At 59.0% G+C, this 17,045-nt stretch carries 21 protein-coding genes and 2 pseudogenes; 13 read left to right on the top strand and 10 right to left on the bottom strand.

All coding sequences use genetic code 11. From position 1 onward, the window contains the following. Positions 1–133: 133 nt before the first annotated feature. From EN857_RS32730 to EN857_RS32720, 3 genes are all read left to right on the top strand, one after another. Positions 134–994, top strand: a complete 861-nt coding sequence (locus EN857_RS32730) for an ATP-dependent DNA ligase (protein ID WP_127393808.1) — start codon at positions 134–136, stop codon at positions 992–994. Between the two features lie 112 nt (positions 995–1,106). Continuing rightward, complete coding sequence (locus EN857_RS32725) at positions 1,107–2,102, top strand: HWE histidine kinase domain-containing protein (protein WP_348630798.1); 996 nt, start codon at positions 1,107–1,109, stop codon at positions 2,100–2,102. 6 nt (positions 2,103–2,108) lie between these two features. After that, positions 2,109–2,492 (top strand): response regulator, encoded by a 384-nt coding sequence (locus EN857_RS32720; RefSeq protein WP_127393807.1) that lies wholly within the window; start codon positions 2,109–2,111, stop codon positions 2,490–2,492. On the opposite strand, the gene EN857_RS35040 is transcribed toward EN857_RS32720, so the two are convergent. Beyond that, positions 2,483–2,659: a hypothetical protein gene (locus EN857_RS35040; RefSeq protein WP_187331531.1), complete on the bottom strand. Its 177-nt coding sequence runs from the start codon at positions 2,657–2,659 to the stop codon at positions 2,483–2,485. The genes EN857_RS32720 and EN857_RS35040 overlap by 10 nt on opposite strands. 568 nt (positions 2,660–3,227) lie before the next feature. Between EN857_RS35040 and EN857_RS32715 the strand changes: the two genes are divergently transcribed. Beyond that, entirely contained in the window at positions 3,228–3,521 is a 294-nt protein-coding gene (locus EN857_RS32715; RefSeq protein ID WP_127393806.1) for a hypothetical protein, read from the top strand. A 57-nt stretch (positions 3,522–3,578) separates the two neighbouring features. On the opposite strand, the gene EN857_RS32710 is transcribed toward EN857_RS32715, so the two are convergent. Then, the gene (locus EN857_RS32710; RefSeq protein ID WP_127393805.1) at positions 3,579–3,821 is read right to left on the bottom strand and encodes a hypothetical protein; all 243 of its coding nucleotides are present in this window, start codon (positions 3,819–3,821) and stop codon (positions 3,579–3,581) included. A gap of 179 nt (positions 3,822–4,000) precedes the next feature. Here EN857_RS32710 and EN857_RS32705 point away from each other — a divergent pair, with 179 nt between their 5' ends. Both EN857_RS32705 and EN857_RS32695 read left to right on the top strand, forming a co-directional pair. Further along, positions 4,001–4,222 carry a DUF768 domain-containing protein gene (locus EN857_RS32705; protein WP_127393804.1) on the top strand — a complete coding sequence of 74 codons (222 nt, stop codon included), beginning with the start codon at positions 4,001–4,003 and terminating at the stop codon, positions 4,220–4,222. 257 nt (positions 4,223–4,479) lie between these two features. After that, entirely contained in the window at positions 4,480–4,761 is a 282-nt protein-coding gene (locus EN857_RS32695) for a hypothetical protein (protein ID WP_245493548.1), read from the top strand. Between the two features lie 486 nt (positions 4,762–5,247). On the opposite strand, the gene EN857_RS32690 is transcribed toward EN857_RS32695, so the two are convergent. Further along, entirely contained in the window at positions 5,248–5,763 is a 516-nt protein-coding gene (locus EN857_RS32690; protein WP_127393436.1) for a hypothetical protein, read from the bottom strand. A gap of 494 nt (positions 5,764–6,257) precedes the next feature. On the opposite strand from EN857_RS32690, the gene EN857_RS35985 reads away from it, so the two are divergent. Further along, on the top strand, positions 6,258–6,560 hold the full coding sequence (locus EN857_RS35985) for a PilZ domain-containing protein (RefSeq protein ID WP_127393438.1): 303 nt from the start codon (positions 6,258–6,260) through the stop codon (positions 6,558–6,560). Positions 6,561–6,598: 38 nt separating this feature from the next. Here the strand turns inward: EN857_RS35985 and EN857_RS36250 are convergent, their stop codons facing one another. Continuing rightward, positions 6,599–6,724, bottom strand: a complete 126-nt coding sequence (locus EN857_RS36250; protein ID WP_281035237.1) for a hypothetical protein — start codon at positions 6,722–6,724, stop codon at positions 6,599–6,601. Positions 6,725–7,296: 572 nt separating this feature from the next. Here EN857_RS36250 and EN857_RS35980 point away from each other — a divergent pair. Then, positions 7,297–8,007: pseudogene (locus EN857_RS35980) on the top strand (transposase); the annotation flags it as partial. A gap of 3 nt (positions 8,008–8,010) precedes the next feature. Further along, positions 8,011–8,457: pseudogene (locus EN857_RS35975) on the top strand (IS110 family transposase); the annotation flags it as partial. Positions 8,458–10,468: 2,011 nt separating this feature from the next. Here the strand turns inward: EN857_RS35975 and EN857_RS32675 are convergent. The 3 genes from EN857_RS32675 to EN857_RS32665 form a co-directional block, all read right to left on the bottom strand. Then, a complete protein-coding gene (locus tag EN857_RS32675; protein ID WP_128346477.1) occupies positions 10,469–10,975 on the bottom strand; it encodes a ferritin-like domain-containing protein in 507 nt (168 codons plus the stop codon). A 58-nt stretch (positions 10,976–11,033) separates the two neighbouring features. Then, entirely contained in the window at positions 11,034–11,255 is a 222-nt protein-coding gene (locus EN857_RS36385; RefSeq protein WP_127392961.1) for a KGG domain-containing protein, read from the bottom strand. Between the two features lie 961 nt (positions 11,256–12,216). Continuing rightward, positions 12,217–12,408: a DUF3606 domain-containing protein gene (locus tag EN857_RS32665; RefSeq protein WP_127392962.1), complete on the bottom strand. Its 192-nt coding sequence runs from the start codon at positions 12,406–12,408 to the stop codon at positions 12,217–12,219. Between the two features lie 154 nt (positions 12,409–12,562). Between EN857_RS32665 and EN857_RS32660 the strand changes: the two genes are divergently transcribed. From EN857_RS32660 to EN857_RS32645, 4 genes are all read left to right on the top strand, one after another. Further along, complete coding sequence (locus EN857_RS32660; protein ID WP_187331529.1) at positions 12,563–12,787, top strand: hypothetical protein; 225 nt, start codon at positions 12,563–12,565, stop codon at positions 12,785–12,787. A gap of 61 nt (positions 12,788–12,848) precedes the next feature. Further along, on the top strand, positions 12,849–13,235 hold the full coding sequence (locus EN857_RS32655) for a low affinity iron permease family protein (protein WP_127392963.1): 387 nt from the start codon (positions 12,849–12,851) through the stop codon (positions 13,233–13,235). A 139-nt stretch (positions 13,236–13,374) separates the two neighbouring features. Then, a complete protein-coding gene (locus EN857_RS32650) occupies positions 13,375–13,905 on the top strand; it encodes a hypothetical protein (RefSeq protein ID WP_127392964.1) in 531 nt (176 codons plus the stop codon). Between the two features lie 415 nt (positions 13,906–14,320). Further along, complete coding sequence (locus tag EN857_RS32645; protein WP_187331528.1) at positions 14,321–14,863, top strand: ATP-dependent Clp protease proteolytic subunit; 543 nt, start codon at positions 14,321–14,323, stop codon at positions 14,861–14,863. 17 nt (positions 14,864–14,880) lie between these two features. On the opposite strand, the gene EN857_RS32640 is transcribed toward EN857_RS32645, so the two are convergent. The 3 genes from EN857_RS32640 to EN857_RS35965 all read right to left on the bottom strand — a co-directional run bounded on the left by EN857_RS32640 (position 14,881) and on the right by EN857_RS35965 (position 16,849). Then, entirely contained in the window at positions 14,881–15,981 is a 1,101-nt protein-coding gene (locus EN857_RS32640) for an NAD(P)/FAD-dependent oxidoreductase (RefSeq protein WP_245493407.1), read from the bottom strand. A 43-nt stretch (positions 15,982–16,024) separates the two neighbouring features. After that, a complete protein-coding gene (locus EN857_RS35020) occupies positions 16,025–16,183 on the bottom strand; it encodes a hypothetical protein (protein WP_187331527.1) in 159 nt (52 codons plus the stop codon). A gap of 72 nt (positions 16,184–16,255) precedes the next feature. After that, positions 16,256–16,849 (bottom strand): hypothetical protein, encoded by a 594-nt coding sequence (locus EN857_RS35965; RefSeq protein WP_245511372.1) that lies wholly within the window; start codon positions 16,847–16,849, stop codon positions 16,256–16,258. Positions 16,850–17,045 lie beyond the last annotated feature (196 nt).

Raw genomic sequence — 17,045 nt, 5'->3', positions numbered from 1 at the left:
CAACTCGCGGACTTCGCGCCATCGTCTCCACGCTTTGAGCCGGGTAGTTATTTAAACATTCAAGTTAGCTAAAATGTTCCGGAACCGGATCGGGGTTTGGTGCCTTGAATCGCGGTCCTGTCGAGTTGCGTTGATGCGTCTGAAGTTCATTGAGCCTTTGATGCCGACCCTGGTCGAGAAGCCGCCAGAGGGGGACGGCTGGATACATGAGGTGAAATTCGACGGCTACCGCTCCCAGATCGTGAGGGATGCCGATGGTGTGCGCATCTTCACCCGGCGCGGGCTCGACTGGACTGCCAAGTATCGCGACCTCGCAAAGGCTGCTGGCGAGCTGGAGGTCGCGACCGCAATCATAGACGGCGAGATCATCGTCCTGAACGATACCGGGCTGTCCGACTTCAAGGCCCTGCGCAAGGCCATCACCAGTCGGCAACGGGACCTCTATTTCGTTGCCTTCGATCTGCTCCACCTCAATGGCCACGACCTTCGCGACATGCCGCTAGAGGATCGCCGGGAGATCCTGTCCGAGATGATCCCGGACGGCGGACGCATCCAGTTCAGCCAGCCGTTGCCGGGTGATGCGAAATCGATCTTCCACCTGATCGACCAAGCCGGCCTCGAGGGGATGGTATCCAAGCGCAAAGAGAGCAAATACCGCTCTGGCAACTCGACGGCCTGGCTGAAGACCAAGGCTTACACGATCGGCGAATATGAGCTGCTCGGCGTCGAGCGGGAGGCCGGCAAACCAGCTTTCGCCCTGATGGCCGAGCGCGGCACCGGGCGCTACGTTGGGAGCGCCTTTATCAGCTTGAACCGGGAAATGCGCGAACGGCTCTGGCAGCGCGTCCAGGAGGCTCCAGGAAGCCCACCGAAGGGTATGAAGCGGCCGGCGACGCAATGGGTGAAGCCGGGGCTGATCGGCCGCGTGAAGCACCTGCGCGGCGAGGAAGACCTACGACATGCTTCGCTGAAAGACTTTTGGGATGAGCCCTAAAGGCAGCGCCGCGCCACAGAGGCGGTCGGAAGGCCATCGCTTTGCCAGCGTCAAGGGTTGTGGCTTGACCCATTGACTAATACCGTAGGCCGATCTTGTCGGGGGCATACCCATGGTGAACTTGGAAGACCTCTACCGGATACTGCGGACAGGCCATGTGCAAGCGCAGGGGGTCGTGGATACGGTCCCTGTTCCTTTGCTGGTGTTGGACAGTGCCCTCTGCATCCAGAGCGCCAATCGCGCGTTCTTCCGAACGTTCAAAGTCCAGCGCGACGACACCATTGGGAAGCATATCTACGACCTCGGAGACGGCCAGTGGGATATTCCCGAGCTGCGTCGCTTGCTCGCGGACGTGATCCCGAAGAGCACTGCCGTTATCGACTATAAGGTGGAGCACGATTTTCCCGGCGTCGGGAAGCGGACCATGCTGATTACGGCGCGCACCATCAATCGGGACGACGACGGCACCACCATGTTGCTGTCGCTCGTCGATGCCACGGACACGACCCACAGAGAGGCCGAATTTGAAGTTCTCTTCGGCGAACTTCGGCATCGGATGAAGAACCTGCTCGGACTGGTTCGGGCACTGGCTAACCAGACCAAGGCTGAAGGCGTCTCTGGGGAGGCATATCGAGACGCGTTTCTTGGCCGGCTGGCGGCCGTCGTGGACGCGAATGACCAAGGGTTTGTCGGCGGCGGGGATGGCGACCTCGCCGCGCTGGTAGCACATGCCCTGGAACCGTTCGTAGCAAGCCCCAACGCCGTAAAGATCGACAACGGGCCGCCTGTGAAACTGGATAGCAAGAGATTGATGTCTCTGGCGCTTGCGCTACATGAGCTGGCGACGAACGCTCTCAAATACGGGGCGCTGTCGAAAGCGGGCGGACAGGTTCATGTGCGCTGGGAGGTTGAGGAGGCGGAGACCCGACTGCTCCGGCTGACTTGGACCGAAAGCGGTGGCCCCAAAGTGACCCCGCCGGTTTCTACGGGCTTTGGGACGACGTTGATCCAGTTCGCAATAGCGTACGATCCGGGGGGCACCTATGCGGCGACGGGTTTAAAGGTGCAGATGGTCATTCCGCTCACGAGGGCGAGCCAACAAGATTGAAGGCAGGTGCAAAAGACGGTCCTAATCGTGGAAGATGAATTTCTGATCGCGATGGACCTCAAATCCATGCTCGAACGGCGAGGATGGCGTGTCCTGGGGCCTGTTTCGACCGTGGCCGCAGCATCTCGCATACTGGAAAGCGAACTGCCGTCTGTCGCATTGCTCGACGTAAATCTAGGCCATGAACTGGTCACGCCATTGGCGGAAAAGTTGAGCAGCCTCAATGTACCATTTGCCGTGGCGAGTGCTTATGACCGGCCGGAGCTTGTCGGCGGGGCCGTTCTAGCGGGCGCGCCCAACGTTGGGAAACCCACCCCCGAGCGGCGCCTCCTGGACGTGTTGGCGAAGTTACTGGAACCTGACGCTCTGCGGCCGTCTATCTACAGGTAATCCTCGCCCTCGGCCCGATGCTCAAAGCAGAACCAGTGCGGTGCCTGCTTCGGCCTGGCAAAGCCCCAGCCGGCATCTTTGCCGCAGCCTTCGTGCTCGCAGACATGATGGTGGACACCGGGCGGGGTGCCATATTCAGGCTTGGGCAGGCGGATTTCGTCGCTCATCAGAAGTAGTGAACGAAATGAGAACAAATCTGTCAAGCACCTCTTGACCGGACAGGAATATGTTCTCCATTTCAGGGCATGCCCGAACAACCGGAAAAATGGCCGAAAGGCGCGAAATGGACGTTGATGCATGCGCACAATGCCGGCCAGGTGGCTAGGATCCGCTGCGGCTATCGCAACATTCGCCGCTTCTATAAGCCGATCGAACTGAGGGAGGTAATCGGCAACGCTACCATAGAAGATGTCGGGGCCCCGCTGCGAGAGATGTGGGCGCAAAGAGTCAATGAGGGCCGAGCTGTTCCACCCAGTCGGGCAGGAACTTGAGACCATCCGCTTTCGGCGCCTGGTCGAGATCCGATGGGAGCGGCGTGTCGTTTGGAGGGACGAGTAGAGCGGCCCGGCAGGCTGGCGTGGGTGGGCCGCAAACGCCGGGCCTAACCGGCGCTGGGTTCGGGTCGAACGCGGCGCCGCTGGTGAAACAATACGCTCTTGCCGAAATAGCAGGCACATATCCATAAGGACGAACGTGGGAGTAGCCCAACGTTTCAGTGTTTCATCTCGAGACCGAATGCTGGCATCAATTTTGCGTCAGACGAATTGCTGGTACAGCAAAGGATTTTTCGCATTGCGACTGTCTGCTCAGCCTGCGCGAAGGCCAGGATCACCGAAGTACATATACTCAGCGCCGCTGCAGATCGAGGATGTGCAGATCGACGAGAATGGCGATGTGACGGTGTCGATTATTGCCGACGACATCTACTCGAAGAATTCCACACAGCGCTATCAGATCACGTTGACCGAAGCCGAAATCAGCATTCTCGCCCGCGGCGTCAGGCCCCGCAAAGCATTGACCGTCGGCTAGGCGGAGGTCTGGACGCCGTGTCCTTGACGCGCGTGACTAGCTAGGCCAGCTTCAGAACTAGATGGAGAGCCGTTTTTTGTTGGCTCTGATTTTCCTCCGATAGACCGCTGCGACCTTGCCCACCGAGCCGGTAGCGAAGAGGGTGCCGGCGAGCGCGGCCGCCTCGACTTTCTCAGTGATCATTTGCTTCGCTTCCCGCTCTGCCAATTTACCTCCCTGAGCAATTCGAAATGTACGAAGCCAGATTACCTGATGCGCTTCCAGCGCCGACAAATAAAGATCGAACCACGGGTTGAACATTCGCACCTCCAGATCGCACAGGAGAACGGCCGCATCGAATGTCGGTTCCTAAGCGGGGATCTGCATAGCCGCGGAGACGCGAATGCTGGCCGCCCGCCTGCTCGCACAGGGAGGGCGGCTATGAACGTGCGCTGGCGAGGCTTTGTGGAACCTAATGCCCGACTTTGACTTAGTCGGCCATGAGCACCCGTGGGACTGACTTTTTGTACAAATGGATAGTCGCCAACGTTCCCGAGACGGTGGGTGCCGATATCATCTCGGTTGCCGAGTTGAGCCAAAAGCTGTTCGCCGACGCGAAGTCGGCAGGCATCAGCAGCACCGAGATTGAGGAAGACACCGGCAGCGTCTATGAGGTCATCCTCGACGCAATCGTCCATCACGACGCCGGTATTGCAGATTGATGAGAGAGCAGAACGTGCCCAACAAACGAACATACCGTCTACAGATCATGCTCAATGCCGAGGAACTGGCCGTGCTGGACGCCTGGCGGTTTGAGAGAAGAATGCCGACTCGATCTGACGCCGTTCGGGAGTTGTTTCGTCGTGGGCTCACCGCGGCGGATGACGATGCAGAGAGGGGAGGCGGGCGCTCGGCAGACTTTAGGGTGCTGCCCACTCGGAACTAGCGTGCGCAGAAACGCGCGCTGGCGGACCTCCCTGTGGCGCGCTATATCGGCCTCATGGCGGGCAAGGGCTGGACGTTTCACTCCCTGATCGATGCGAAGATGACGGTGACGGCGTTTTGCCACTGGTCGCCCTGCAACCATGGCCAGAAGCTCGATCTCGCCAAGCTCCGCGATCGGTTCGGTCCAGATGCGCCGGCAATGGCGGACGACATCATTCCGAAGCTGAAGTGTGCCAAGTGCGGCGGCAGGAAGGTGGGGACGATCTACACGCCCGATACCAGCCCTAACGCCTACGGCAAGGCCAAGGGCAGCTAGCCTGGGGCGAACGCGGGTTTAGCAAGAGATTGCTAATATATGCGAACGGCATAGGAACTAACGATCGCCACCCTCGTTGAAAGGGCTGGCCGGATGCCCTTGTGTCCCAACCCCGCATCCGGCCATTGCCTTGAGAGCCAAGCCCGCTGCTGTCCCCTCGGCAGCGGGTTTACCATTAGCGCAACAGCATGTAGGCGCCCATGCCGGCCATTAGCAGGCAGGCAGCCCTGCCGATCGTGTCGCGCTGCCGGTAGCGCCAGATCGCGCCGGCAAGCATTGAGGCCGTGATGGCGGCGATATAGAGCTTGACTACATTCTTCGAGTGTCGGATCTTCCCGGCTTGGGGCGGAACTGGTAGGCGAGGCCATCTCAGCCGGCATCAGCCTAATCGTAACTCCATTGATCGTTACGTCTGCGATGTAGCCGGCCGCCGTGGCACCCTTGCAAACGGCTGTGATCTGGCGCTGGCTGATGGCGAGGGCTTTTTCATGATTGCTCAGCCTGGAGCGCACGGAACGCCGTATGGCCCGCGTCGGTAAGGATCAAGGACTCGAAGCTGTTGGCATGTTTGGGATGGGCGGTGGTTTCCAGAAAGCCTCGAGCCTTGAGGCGTTCTGCCGTCTCGTCCCCGCAGCCCTTAATCTTACTCGAGTGAACCGCGATGTTCGGGCCATAAGAGCTTAGCTGCTTTAGGGCATTTCGCTCCCGTTTCCCGAGCGGAGTGCCTGGGATCGAGGCTTTCCATTTTTCCTCGGCGGCCTTCTGCAGCTCCATCATTTCCCTTTGGCCCATGGTAAGCGGATCGAATCCCAGCCGATCGTAGTAGTCTTGGAGCGGATCTCTTTTGCGCCCCGACCCCGGCGGATAGCCGCCAAGTCCCTTTGCGGTTTGGCTGCGGTTCCGATTGCCATCCCAACCTTCTAACTCGGCATCCAATGCATAATCGGATGCCCCTCCAGCGGGCTTCGTAGCTTGCCCCTCCGGCACCAGCCGAACCACCACGCCGTTGATAGTGATCTCCGCGACAAAGCCTGCCCGCGCGGCGCCTTTGCATATTGCCGTGATCTGTCGGGCTGAAATGGAGAGGGGTCTCGATATGATGTAGCCTCATTTTACGACAGCATGCCATAAGCAGTCACGCCAAGCATTAATCGGAACCGACCCGTTTCTGGGGCACGAGACATCGCCTGCGCATCTCTCGGATGTGTGCTGGAGAGGTGTGTAGAGGTTTTTCCCAATTCGCTCCACAACCAGGTTGCCTCGCTTAATTTCGGAACGAAGCGCAGCCACGGACACCACGCCGCGCAGCAAAAGGTCGGAAGCTTCCTGGAGAGTGATTGGATCGTCATCCAACAAATCTTCGCGCGTGCGTCTCACTTTTGTCCAGCCTTCAAACGAAAGCCTGGGCTTCCGTGATTCAGAAACTCGATGCCCTCGGCCTCAAGGACTTGCATAACTATATATTTGTGACGGAGCGCTTGAAGCCCGTTTGCGTTATAAGCCTATGGAATCGCTACCTCCAGACGGTCCCCCGCCGAGAACATCGCCCGCGCGTCCTGAAGGGCGCAACGATCATCACTGGTTTCCAAAACTCGGAAATCACCTGCTCACTACGCAATCAGCACGCCAAAGGCGCCGAACTGAAGCTGGCCGCAGACATTCAGATTCCAGAACGCTTCGTGCTGTACGTCCCTGTCGACGGGATCGCGTACAGGACTGTTGTTAGATGGCGCAAGAATGATCGCGTAGGCGTTGAATTCGAGGGTACCGAGCCCAAGCCGAAATTCCATTACGGTTGATTGTTGAGGGGTCTGCGGCTTGCTAGGTGCCCGGATTTTCAATTGGGAACTGGCGGGATCGTCACGCCATCGCGGATCGCCTGCAGCATTGTGCCCAAGGTCGAAATGTTGCGACCGATCACCACCTGTTGCCGGTAAAGTTGGCTGATCGCCGACTTCAACATATCGGGATTCGGAAAAGATCACCGCCTGCTGCTGGACCACCATTTCGCAGGACGCCTGGCAGGCTTTGGCGGCTTCCTCCAAGTCAATGACCAGTTGTCGAGCATATCCATAATTCGTTGCCCCGAAATTGAGAGCCGCTTGCTGGAAAGAGTTGGCACGCAATTAGGCCCGGTAGCAATGTGACCGGGCTTTTTCATGTCGAACAGACACCGACTTGTTGCCGTAGCGGCATGGCCGCGCGTGAAAAGCTGAGCTGAGAGTTCCCCCAATTGGCCCGGCGGTTTCGGCTCGGGCTTTCGGGTGTTCCCCCTGTTCTGTTTGGCTTCTATGTGGGAGAGGCTTCCGGGCCTGCTTTCTGTCAGCGCCTGTCAGGGGAACGGGGCAAGAACATGCTGCTACGCTTTTTGCAACTAAATGCTACGGGACGTAACGGGACGAGCCGTGACGGAAGCCACAGGAAGACCCTTTAACGCTTTGACAAAGCACGACGTATCGGAACAGCTAGGGAAGGGGAGGTACGTTAGCAAGCGAATTTCAAGACCGGTGCCTTAAACCGCTCGGCCATCCCTCCCGCGTCGGCCCCGACGCCGGCTCGCTGTTGTCCTCGCCGCACCCGGAACTGTTGAAGTTCGGGCGGCGATGTGCCCGGAAACCAATATGTGCGCCGCGATGTCGGCTCAGTGCAACAAAACCGACAAGGCCGATGCGCTCGGCATCGCCCACATCATGCGCACCGGGTGGTTCCGACAGGCTCATAACAAGTCTGAAAGCTGCTACCGAACCGAGCTTCTGCTGACACACCGCCGCAATCTGAAGGGCCAAGTTCCTCGACCTGGAGAACGCCATCCGCCATTCGCTGAAGGCATTCGGCATCCGCCTGAGCAAGGTCGGGCGAGGGGCTTTCGAGCAGGCGGTGAGCGCCGCGGTGGCGGAGATCCGCTGTCGTCCGAGCTGATGGACGCCATGCTGCTGTCGGCACGCGCAGCAGGCAGTATTGCCGGCTGCACGATCTCGTCGTCAAAATGGTGGCCCACAGCGAACTGTGCCGACGCTTCATGGCGATCCCCGGCGTCGGCCCCCGTCACAGCACTTTCGTTCATGACGGCGATCGACGATCCGTCGCGCTTCCGCCACTCACGCGACGTCGCGGCCTAGCCTGACGTCGCGGCGATGGCAGTCGGGCACCTCGATCGACATTCAGGGTTGCATATCAAAGGCCGGCGATGCGGACGTGCGCCGGTCGCTCTACGAGGCGGCGTCGGGCTTGATGACGCGCTTCAAAGAGGCGCTCGATCATCGGATCAAGCAACTCGACCAGGAGTTCGAAGCGCTTGCCAAAAGCGATGAACGAGCCCGTCTCCTGCGCAGCGTGCCAGGCATTGGCGCGCTCAGCGCAACGGCGCTGGCAGCAGCGGTCGGCGACGTGTCGGCGTTTGCGAAGGGGCGTGACTTCGCTGCCTGGCTGGGGCTTGTTCCACGTCAGATCACGACCGGCGGCAAGCCGCACCTGACGGGGATCAGCCAGCGCGGGAGCACCTACATGCGCGTGCTGTTGATCCACGGTGCGCGAGCCGCACTGCCGCACCTGGCGCGAATGGACACCCAACTCGGCGCCTGGCTGCAGGCACTGCTACAGCGCGCCAAGCGCAACGTGGTGGTCGTTGCGCTTGCCAACAAGCTGGCCCGGATCGCCTGGGCTGCGATGTCAAGCAACGCCCCTATGAAGCCGTAACGAGGGGTAACGAGTTGGTCGAGCGGGTGCGCCCCGGCAACTGCTCGGCCGCATGAAGTCTGCGGGAGGATGTACATAGAGATGGCCCAACGGTTGATCGGCGTTCGGCAAACCTGTCAGCATGTTGGAGCCGGGCGCGCGAATCTCCATCTTGGCAGGGCGCCTAAAGCGCCGAGGCTGGATACATTGGTGCAGGCCGAGAGTGCCTCTCAAAACATTCCGCTTGCAGACGGGGCGGGCCATACATTGCCTGCGGCCGCGCCGGTGGTATCGCAGCATAGAGAATAAATTCGTATATTATCGCACAAAAGGAGAGGAGCGACGATGTCGAAAAGACCACCGGAAGCACAACCGATTAAGATGGCTAGATAAAAGGCCGCAATGTTTTCTGGCCATCGGTTGTTTGTTTTCAACGAGTTGGGTGGGCATTTCACAATGTTTGAATATTCGCTGCACCTTGCTGCGATGAGGATTTGCGAATGGTTTCGGTGGCTTAACGCAATGTGTGGTGCTTCGGGCAATGACGGGCTAGGGAGCCGGGAAGCGGGGCGCAGTGCTAGGTGCCTGGCCCGGCCACGAGCCATCGATCCTGACATTCATCCGCCACCGATCGTGTTAGGTGGTCGTGCAGGCGATGTCCGATGTGCCTTAGGCTGGAACGAAGAAGAGGGATCACCAGGACCAGGATCAACCGCCGGGCCTTTGGATCCCGGCTCTTTGTTCCAAGTGACCGAGGCAGGCGGCCAAGAAGGCCACATTGCTGTTCGCGCTGCAGATGTGCCCGTGCCCTACGATCCCGCCGCGGACGGCCCGAAAGTGAGAATAATCAAGAGGGCGACAAAAAGCATCGCGGCTATCATGGCACCCCACATCAGGATATTTCCGGTGCCGCGTTGCTCCGGGGCTCGAGACAGGTGTTTTGCCATTGGATGCGAACCTCAGTAGAATCATCTCTGAGCAACGTGCCTTCACAAGGGCTGGTTCCCGGCCGCTGCACCGCATCCCAAGTGGGGCTTGAGGTCTTGTTCCGAAGATTCCGGGGCGCGGCCGGAACATTAGCGGCTTTGAATTAGTTAGGTCCTTGCGTCGGATGAGGCTGCTTGGAGTTCGGCGTAGGCTGGTGGGGCAAAAACATCAGCCGCGGCCCGCGTTATCGGTCCTCCGTAGCGCGGGCTTTTTCATGCCGCTGGAACAATGCGAGCACCTCGCAGTTCTCATGGTTGGCGGCGGTGCATTCCAGATCACAACTCCGTGGCGCCGCCTCGGGCTAGCCCGAAATGGAGCCCGCTCCGGTCCCCTCCCGGTGCGGGCTTCATTTGTTCAATATGACTCGGCGGGGGGCCGATTGAGATGGCGATGACAGCGGAGACCCATCCAGAACTAGGCCAACGAATAGAGCGAACGAGTAGGGCAACGCATGAAATTATCCAAATGGAAGCAGCCGCGCGCGCCGAGAGCGCCAGGAGGTTGAAGGATTTGCGCGAAGCAAAACAAGCCACTGTGAGGAAAACCCAAAGACGGCCGACTAGCTTTAGGAATCGAGGTCCATCCGCCGGTGTCAGGGCTGCTCATGCCAGACAACCTGTCGCAAGTCGCGCCAGTCCACTGCTTGACCCCAGACGGGACATTTGTGGAAATGATCGCCGTCGCTCAAGTCGCGCGCCGGCAACCGACGCTCAAGATCGGAAAGCTTGGTCATTTTACGAAGTCGGGGGTCTGCCGTCGTTCGTCCCATTCGCGAACGCTTCCATCATCCTCGCTCCCCCGGATCTCTTCAGCAACTGACGACAGAGCCCGTGAAACATTGAACAGGTTTAGCCGTTCAAAGGCGCGCGCTCGTTGCTGCAGGATCATTATACATCGTCGACGTTCAGCGACGGCCTCGGTCACCGATGCGACTGGTACCATCGCATCGGCTGGTTGTTCTACATGGAAGTTGGATGGCATCGGTATAGTCATCGTAGCACCATGCGGCTCCGGACAAGCACCGGAGCCGCTTGTTGAGAGCTGATCAGGCCGCTTGCAGCGCGCGCTTGTTGGCGTCGCTCTGGCCCAACGCGCTGAGCGCTTCGTCGGTCGCCGTCTCTTCCTTGAGGGTTTCGCGCAACAGCGGGAGGGCATCCTTCATGCCGAGTTGCTCCGCCCAGGCGATGAGCGTCCCATAGCGGGCAATCTCATAATGCTCAACCGCCTGTGCGGCGCCTACAAGGCCCGCATCGAGGGCGGGCGCCCCCTTATACTCTTCGAGCACCTCCGAGCCCTCTTCGAGAATACCGTCGATGGCGGGGCACGTCTTGCCCCTGGCAGGTTTGCCAAGTTGCTCGAAAACCTGTTCGAGCCGTTCTACCTGGCGTTCTGTTTCCATCCGATGTTTCTCGAATGCAGCGCCTACCTGTTCGGATTGCGCGGCCTTCGCCAGCTTCGGCAATGTCTTCAGGATCTTCTTTTCCGCGTAGTAGAGATCCTTCAGGCCCTCCACGAACAGCGTTTCCAATCCCTTTTCCGATTTCATCGGCATTGCGTTTCTCCTTTTCAAATTGGCTAAAAAAAGCGGCGCCCGAAAGCGCCGCTTCTGATCAGGATTGACCGCCTTTGCGTCCGGCCTCCGAAGCCTTTTCGCGGTCGTCGGCAAAGTTGCCGCTCCCGCCCCGCTGCTGGCCACCGCGTTGCCTGTCGTCGGCCTGCTGCTGATCCCGCTTGTCATCGCCGCGCTGCTCGCCGCTGCCGCGGCGCTTATCTTTATCGCTCTGCTGTCCAGCCTTCCCATGCTGTTCGCGACTTCCGCCTTGGTTGGCCATGCTCTTCTCCCTTTCTTGGTAAGTTTTTTCTTACCCTCATCAACTGCGGCCATCGCGCTCTGTTCCGGCGGAAATATTTCGTGATTTGGAATCAGCCTGGGCCGCCCTTGCGCCCGCACCATTCCACCTCGAGCGCGTGGCTGAAAAACGAAGGCCTTTTAGAACTGGCGAAAACGAGCTGCTTGGTATCGAAATGACTGACCCACGACAGCCCGGCCACTTATTGGGTTGGTCCCGCGCTTATGGCGACCGTATCACCGGCTCGAGGTCATTTGGGAAGTCTGGCGCATCGACCGGCAGGGCATCGGCTTCGCTTCTTTTCCGATTGGTCAGCGCAGGGACCAGTTCCGCCAACTCTTCCCAGATAACTCTCACAAGGTCACTCATCACTCGACCCATACAACTGCGAATCAACGCGTTGCCTACGGCCCGGTTCCGGCATTGCCAGCCCAATCCGAGCGCGGCTACATCTCTCCTCGCATGCGACTTGTCCAGACAGGTGCGGTGTCAAACGGTTGGCGCTCATCGGGGCGTGCAGCAACTCACGTGTCGATGAATCAGAGACAAGCTCGGCCAACGGTCAGGCGGTTGATCAAAATCGGCAGGTGGACAAAGACCCGAGGGGCAAAGTCCACACCGGCGGCGATCAGCAGGCCATGCAGCCCGCACAGCCTGCAGCGCCGCAAGGTAGGCGAGGAGTGCACGATCACAGACGATCCTGACAAGGAGTCGAAATCGGATGGCTCTCCGGAGCGAGGCCGCGGCGTCCGCTGCTGGGTCAAGCGATCTAATGCAGCTTGTGTCTCTAGTTTGAATTTCGCCATGCGGCCTGCCTAGACAAGACACTGTCCCGGCTCGGCACCTCCTCGATGTCGGTGCATGGCCCGGCCTGCGGAATCCTGTGTCACCTCGATTTAAGCAGACCGGGCTATCGCTTGACCCTGATTGGCCGGCAAGTTGGTCAATTTCGTTCACCCAGCTTCTTTGCCTCCCGCTCAAGCGTCTCGCGGTCATTGCCGTGTTTGGCAATCAACTCGCGGACCTCTGGGATCGTGAGTTGGAACTTGCTCGCAAGATAGCCAACTTCATATTCCTCGTCTCCCGACACCCGGTCGCGGTCTCGAAAATCGGTCTTGCTCTTGTCGTCTGCCATGGCTGTTCCTCCTAGTTGAAAGAGAACAGCAACCGTGCCGGAATGTTCCGATGACCTTCAGCAAACGCTAACGGAACGCTTACGAGCGCGCGATATTGAATCAAATTCGAGTTTTGCGTTGGAGTTCGTAGGTTAGCCCGCCGGCAAGGTCCGGTTGTCCTTCATCCGTCCGATGGAGCCCGAGCTGGTTGAGCAACCGCCCAAGGGTGAGGGCTGGTCACACGAGGTGAAATTCGACGGCTACCGCACCCAGGTGATCAAGGACGCCGACGGGATACGCGTTTCTTCACCAAGAATGGTTTCGACTGGACGGCAAAGTACCGGCCGCTCCTACGAACTCGGCAAGCGCGCAACAGTTGCCGGAAAATCGCGATCCTGATCGGCGGGAACCGGTGCTTCAAACCAACGTTGGTTTCGCACCATAATCCAAGGTTTGTCTCATGGAAAAGACGTTCAATCGAATGGCGGAAGCAGTCGCTCACGCAACAGGTAGGCCGTGGGCCTTTGCGCTTTGCTTGGGATCGGTTTTGACCTGGGCGGCAACTGGCCCTGTGTTTCAATACTCCGAGACCTGGCAATTAGTCATCAACACCGGAACCACCATCGTCACCTTTCTGATGGTGTTCTTGATTCAGAACACACAGAACCGCGATGGCGCTGCCATCCAGGCAAAGCTCGATGAGTTGATCCGCTCCGGCCAGGGCAAGAACGACTTTATCGGCATCGAGCATCTGACGGAGCAAGAGGTCGAAGAGTTCCGCGCAGCGTGCGCCCGGGCGAAGGAAAGGCCACGAGATGTGTACACTGCGCGTTTCGAAGAAGGCTGACGCGCAGTTCTTCTCCGCGTTTGGGGCCGTCGCGCCAGGGAGGCGCTGGAACTTCATCTTCGGATGCACATTGAGCTGCAGGCGTGCGCATCGGCTCGGAGGCGCGCCGGCGGATAACTGAACAAGCGGAGTTCATCCTATGCAACTGGTTCGGACTGAAGTCGGCGAAGCCATCGGGCACAATGGGCAGCCGGTCCTGCGCGTTTCGTTCTGTGGCGAGGGCGGCGAGCGCGTTAGCGTCGATATGGCAAACGCGGAGCCTCTTGCGGGCGGTGGCGAGAGCCGCGCAATCGATCGGGCCAAAGCGTTGCTCGTGCAGACCGCCACGTTTGACGCGGCTGCCAACGACTATGATGCCCAGAGCAACGGCAATTTCGACGAAGTGGCAGTCACTTCTGCGCAAACCCAGAGCGGTGCCGGGTTATATATCTTTGAGTATCGGGACGGAGATGGCGGCCGGCTGGTTCCGCAAGCCGGCGTGGCGAGCTTCCAGGCTGCTCGCGAGGAAGCAATCCGATGTGCGATCGACCTTCTGATCGACCTTCAGCCTGGCACGGACGATCTCTCTGGCTGGCTGGTGCGGGTGCGAGATGAACACGGCACCTTGCTCTGCAGCATCGACGTTTCCGACGCTGAATTGGCACGCCAAGCCAGTGCTGCCGCGATGTGAGCGATGTGGCAGACGGGAACCAGTAACTGACCAGGAGACGTTTTGAGAGCCTTCTTTCGCAATTGGGTGAGACCGGAGTGGCGCGGGCCTGCGAGCAGCCGACAAGTTTGTGAGGCGCGTCGACTTAGAGAGCGACCAGGCCAAGCGATAACGACGCTCGCTAGTTGGCGGCTCGGAGCATTTCCAAATTTTTTGGCCTTTCCAGGCGCTATCGTTTGTTAAGTCGCATTGTAGCCGCCTTCGAGGCTTCCACGCAAAGGAAACGTCCATGGTCCAATCTCCCAGCTTCCACTCCCCCACTGCCAGGACCGAAGGCTCGGCGGCGCCGGGCGGTCCTGCTTCTACGGCCCCTATGGACCTAGCAAGACGCCAGAGGTCGAACGGCCGAAAGGAACCTCCGGGAGACGAAAGGCTTTTGGTCGGCTCAAATGTTCAAGTCAATGGCATGATAAATGATCAGCTGTTCCTGGCTTTCATGAAGCAGCTCGGTGCTGTTAGGGCCAGCGACGAAGACCTGATCCTTGAACTGATGACACAGGGCGGAGATGCGGATACGGCGAAGCGCATGGCTCTGGAGATACGGGTTTTCCAGCGATACAGCGGCAAAAGCGCCTACGTCGTGGGCAAGACCGCAGTCATGTCAGCCGGTGTTACGATCTTTTCGGCTTTTGAATGTGCGGACCGCTTCCTCAGCCCGGACACCACGTTGCTGATCCACGAACGTCACATCGAAAAGACGATTACGCTTCAAGGACCCATAAAGTCGTGTCGGCAAGTCATTCGCGAGGAGCTTGCGGCTCTGGAGACGGCCGAGCGCGTCGAACGAGAGGATTTTGAACACTTCGTGAGGGGAAGTGGCATGTCCGCCGAGGACCTTGTCGAGCGGGCGAAGGAGAATTGCTATCTAACGGCGCAGGAGGCGCTCGATCTTCGGCTGATTGCGCGCATCATCGACTGAAGGATCAAGGTTTGCGGTCAGCTTCGATCGCGCTTACGTAACTCGTTGTGAATGTGGGTAGCTGCTAGCGCGGCATGACCGAAGCCCACCGCAATCTGGTTGAGGGCCTTGGCGACATCTCCGATTGCGTAGAGCCTGGGTATCGTCGTTTCGAGATGGTTGCCGACCAGGATATAGCCTTCGTCATCACATTCCGCCCCGATAGCAAGAGCCAACTCACTTCTTACGTCACAGCCCATGCAAGGATAGATAACGTCTATCGGGACCAGGCCGCCGCCCACCATGGAGAGTTCAAAACCACAGGGATGAGGCAGCACGTCGTCTACTGCGTCCCAGATCTCTACTCCTGCTTGTCTCGCCCGGCGCCGGCCCCCAGTCGAGATATCGGATTGGAAATTGCACAGGATCGAGACATGCGGGGTGAAGTCTTTCAAGAAGATAGACTCTCGAAGCGCATCCTCCTCGGGACCTATGACCCCTACCCGACGTCCCCGAACCTCGTACGCATCGCAGACCGGACACAGTCGAATCGAACCCCTTTCTATAGCCGTTTTGATATTCGGGATCGTCGGCGCACGGTCAACCACACCCGTTGCCAAGATCACAAACCGGGCATTGACTGGTCCTAAAGAAGTCTGAAGGACAAATTTGCCCTGTTCCTTGTCTAGCCGTTCAACGGAACCTTGGACTATTTGAGAACCATAATTGACTGCCTGCTGCTTGAGTCGTTTCAATAGGCTCTTGCCGCTTATGCCCTGTGGAAAGCCGGGACAATTGCGGGTCTTCGGAATTAGCTTCGCGCGCGCATCGCCTGTGTCGAACACGATGCAGGATCGCAGAAATCTTGCGAGATATACGGCTGCCGCAAGTCCGGCCGGCCCGCAACCAACTATTGCCACCTCGTACCATTTTCCAGCGGATCTGCGCATTTCTCCCAACGAGAAAGTGGAGCCGGCGTTCCAGCCGGGGGAGGTATCTGTCGCGACCGTCTCGGAGCTGGCGACATCGGCTGCCAATTCGATTGTTTCCGCGATGGGTCGGCAATCCTGGAACCAATCTCCAATTTGTAAGAATGGAAACCCCGCAGCCTTCTGATTGGCCGTTGCACGCAAAGCCACTCAGAGCGCCGTACGTGATCCGGCTGCTCCTGTCCTGCGCAGACTAATCGCGGGAGCTCTGACGCGGATCATTCACTTTTTCGGCCTTGTTGGTTTCACGTAGTATGCGCACGATCGCGTCGACCGGCGACGGCGGTTCGGGCACCGGCTCGCGGTTCCATCGCCATAGAAGATCAAGGACCTCTCTCAGATTTGCCATCATTTGCAACCTCCGACCTGACGCCGAACTGAGTAGCCGCGAGCCTGTTCCGAAATGTGACCGATCTCCTTGATCTCAGGGCGATAGCATTGCAGCGATCACGAATACGACCGCAGCCAGGACCACGACCGCAGCAATCACCAACACCGGCCAGTTATTGCCAGGCCGCAGGCCTGGCTCGCTATCCATAGGCCGCATCGCGTTGGCAAAGCTTGCCTGGTTTGTAAAATTCGCCGGGTGCTGCGCTGAGGAATTGGGAGAAGTCGGCGTGGCCGCCGCTTCAGCATCCGTCTCTTGAGGTACGGCTGCAGGGTCGAAGCCCGGCGTCTTATCCTGCGTTGCTCCTGCCTGGATATTGCCCCTGGATCCGGAGGGCGTTCCTGCGGGTTGCGCACTCGTTTCTGAATCTCCTTTGCAGCTCAACACCTGGTTGGCTGCTGCGGTTCCCGCGGCCGTCAAACAATCCGGCGGGCATGGCCTTTGCGGTAAAGGGCTCGGCGCTCCAATGCTCGACTTAATGCTCGGAGAAGGCGGCTTCATTCTCGCATCCTCGCGCCACTGCTTGAAGCGAACAAAGGCTTCTGCTGCGGCATCACATTGGATCCGCGATGGACCATTTGAGTGCAGGATCACTTGCGCTGCGCGCCTGGAGAGGCCGTGCTTTTCCATGAACAGATCGAGCTCGTCGGGCAGTTGTCGGAGACTGGGTCGCTGCTGACCTGATATTTGCCCACTCGATCCTCCTATCCCCTCACGGCAACGCGCGAAGTCGGCGAGCAGTCTGCGATGGAATCGAGGTCGACTGTGACCAAGCCACCGCCGTCAATCCGAACGGTTATCTTGCCGTCGGTGCTATCGACGCGCG

Source organism: Mesorhizobium sp. M4B.F.Ca.ET.214.01.1.1 (assembly GCF_004791545.1).
Taxonomy (GTDB): domain Bacteria; phylum Pseudomonadota; class Alphaproteobacteria; order Rhizobiales; family Rhizobiaceae; genus Mesorhizobium; species Mesorhizobium abyssinicae.
Note: the sequence above shows the minus strand (reverse complement) of the source record. Positions and strands in the feature narration are given on the sequence as shown.

Bases quoted from the DNA above. Each gene is read 5' to 3' on its own strand.
- EN857_RS32650 (WP_127392964.1), top strand. From the start codon at position 13,375: ATGCAACTGGTTCGGACTGAAGTCGGCGAAGCCATCGGGCACAATGGG.
- EN857_RS32655 (WP_127392963.1), top strand. From the start codon at position 12,849: ATGGAAAAGACGTTCAATCGAATGGCGGAAGCAGTCGCTCACGCAACA.
- EN857_RS35040 (WP_187331531.1), bottom strand. From the start codon at position 2,659: ATGAGCGACGAAATCCGCCTGCCCAAGCCTGAATATGGCACCCCGCCC.
- EN857_RS35020 (WP_187331527.1), bottom strand. From the start codon at position 16,183: ATGATGGCAAATCTGAGAGAGGTCCTTGATCTTCTATGGCGATGGAAC.
- EN857_RS36385 (WP_127392961.1), bottom strand. From the start codon at position 11,255: ATGGCCAACCAAGGCGGAAGTCGCGAACAGCATGGGAAGGCTGGACAG.
- EN857_RS32715 (WP_127393806.1), top strand. From the start codon at position 3,228: ATGCTGGCATCAATTTTGCGTCAGACGAATTGCTGGTACAGCAAAGGA.
- EN857_RS32675 (WP_128346477.1), bottom strand. From the start codon at position 10,975: ATGCCGATGAAATCGGAAAAGGGATTGGAAACGCTGTTCGTGGAGGGC.
- EN857_RS32710 (WP_127393805.1), bottom strand. From the start codon at position 3,821: ATGTTCAACCCGTGGTTCGATCTTTATTTGTCGGCGCTGGAAGCGCAT.
- EN857_RS32730 (WP_127393808.1), top strand. From the start codon at position 134: ATGCGTCTGAAGTTCATTGAGCCTTTGATGCCGACCCTGGTCGAGAAG.
- EN857_RS32705 (WP_127393804.1), top strand. From the start codon at position 4,001: ATGAGCACCCGTGGGACTGACTTTTTGTACAAATGGATAGTCGCCAAC.
- EN857_RS35965 (WP_245511372.1), bottom strand. From the start codon at position 16,849: ATGGAAAAGCACGGCCTCTCCAGGCGCGCAGCGCAAGTGATCCTGCAC.
- EN857_RS32665 (WP_127392962.1), bottom strand. From the start codon at position 12,408: ATGGCAGACGACAAGAGCAAGACCGATTTTCGAGACCGCGACCGGGTG.
- EN857_RS36250 (WP_281035237.1), bottom strand. From the start codon at position 6,724: ATGTTGAAGTCGGCGATCAGCCAACTTTACCGGCAACAGGTGGTGATC.
- EN857_RS32725 (WP_348630798.1), top strand. From the start codon at position 1,107: ATGGTGAACTTGGAAGACCTCTACCGGATACTGCGGACAGGCCATGTG.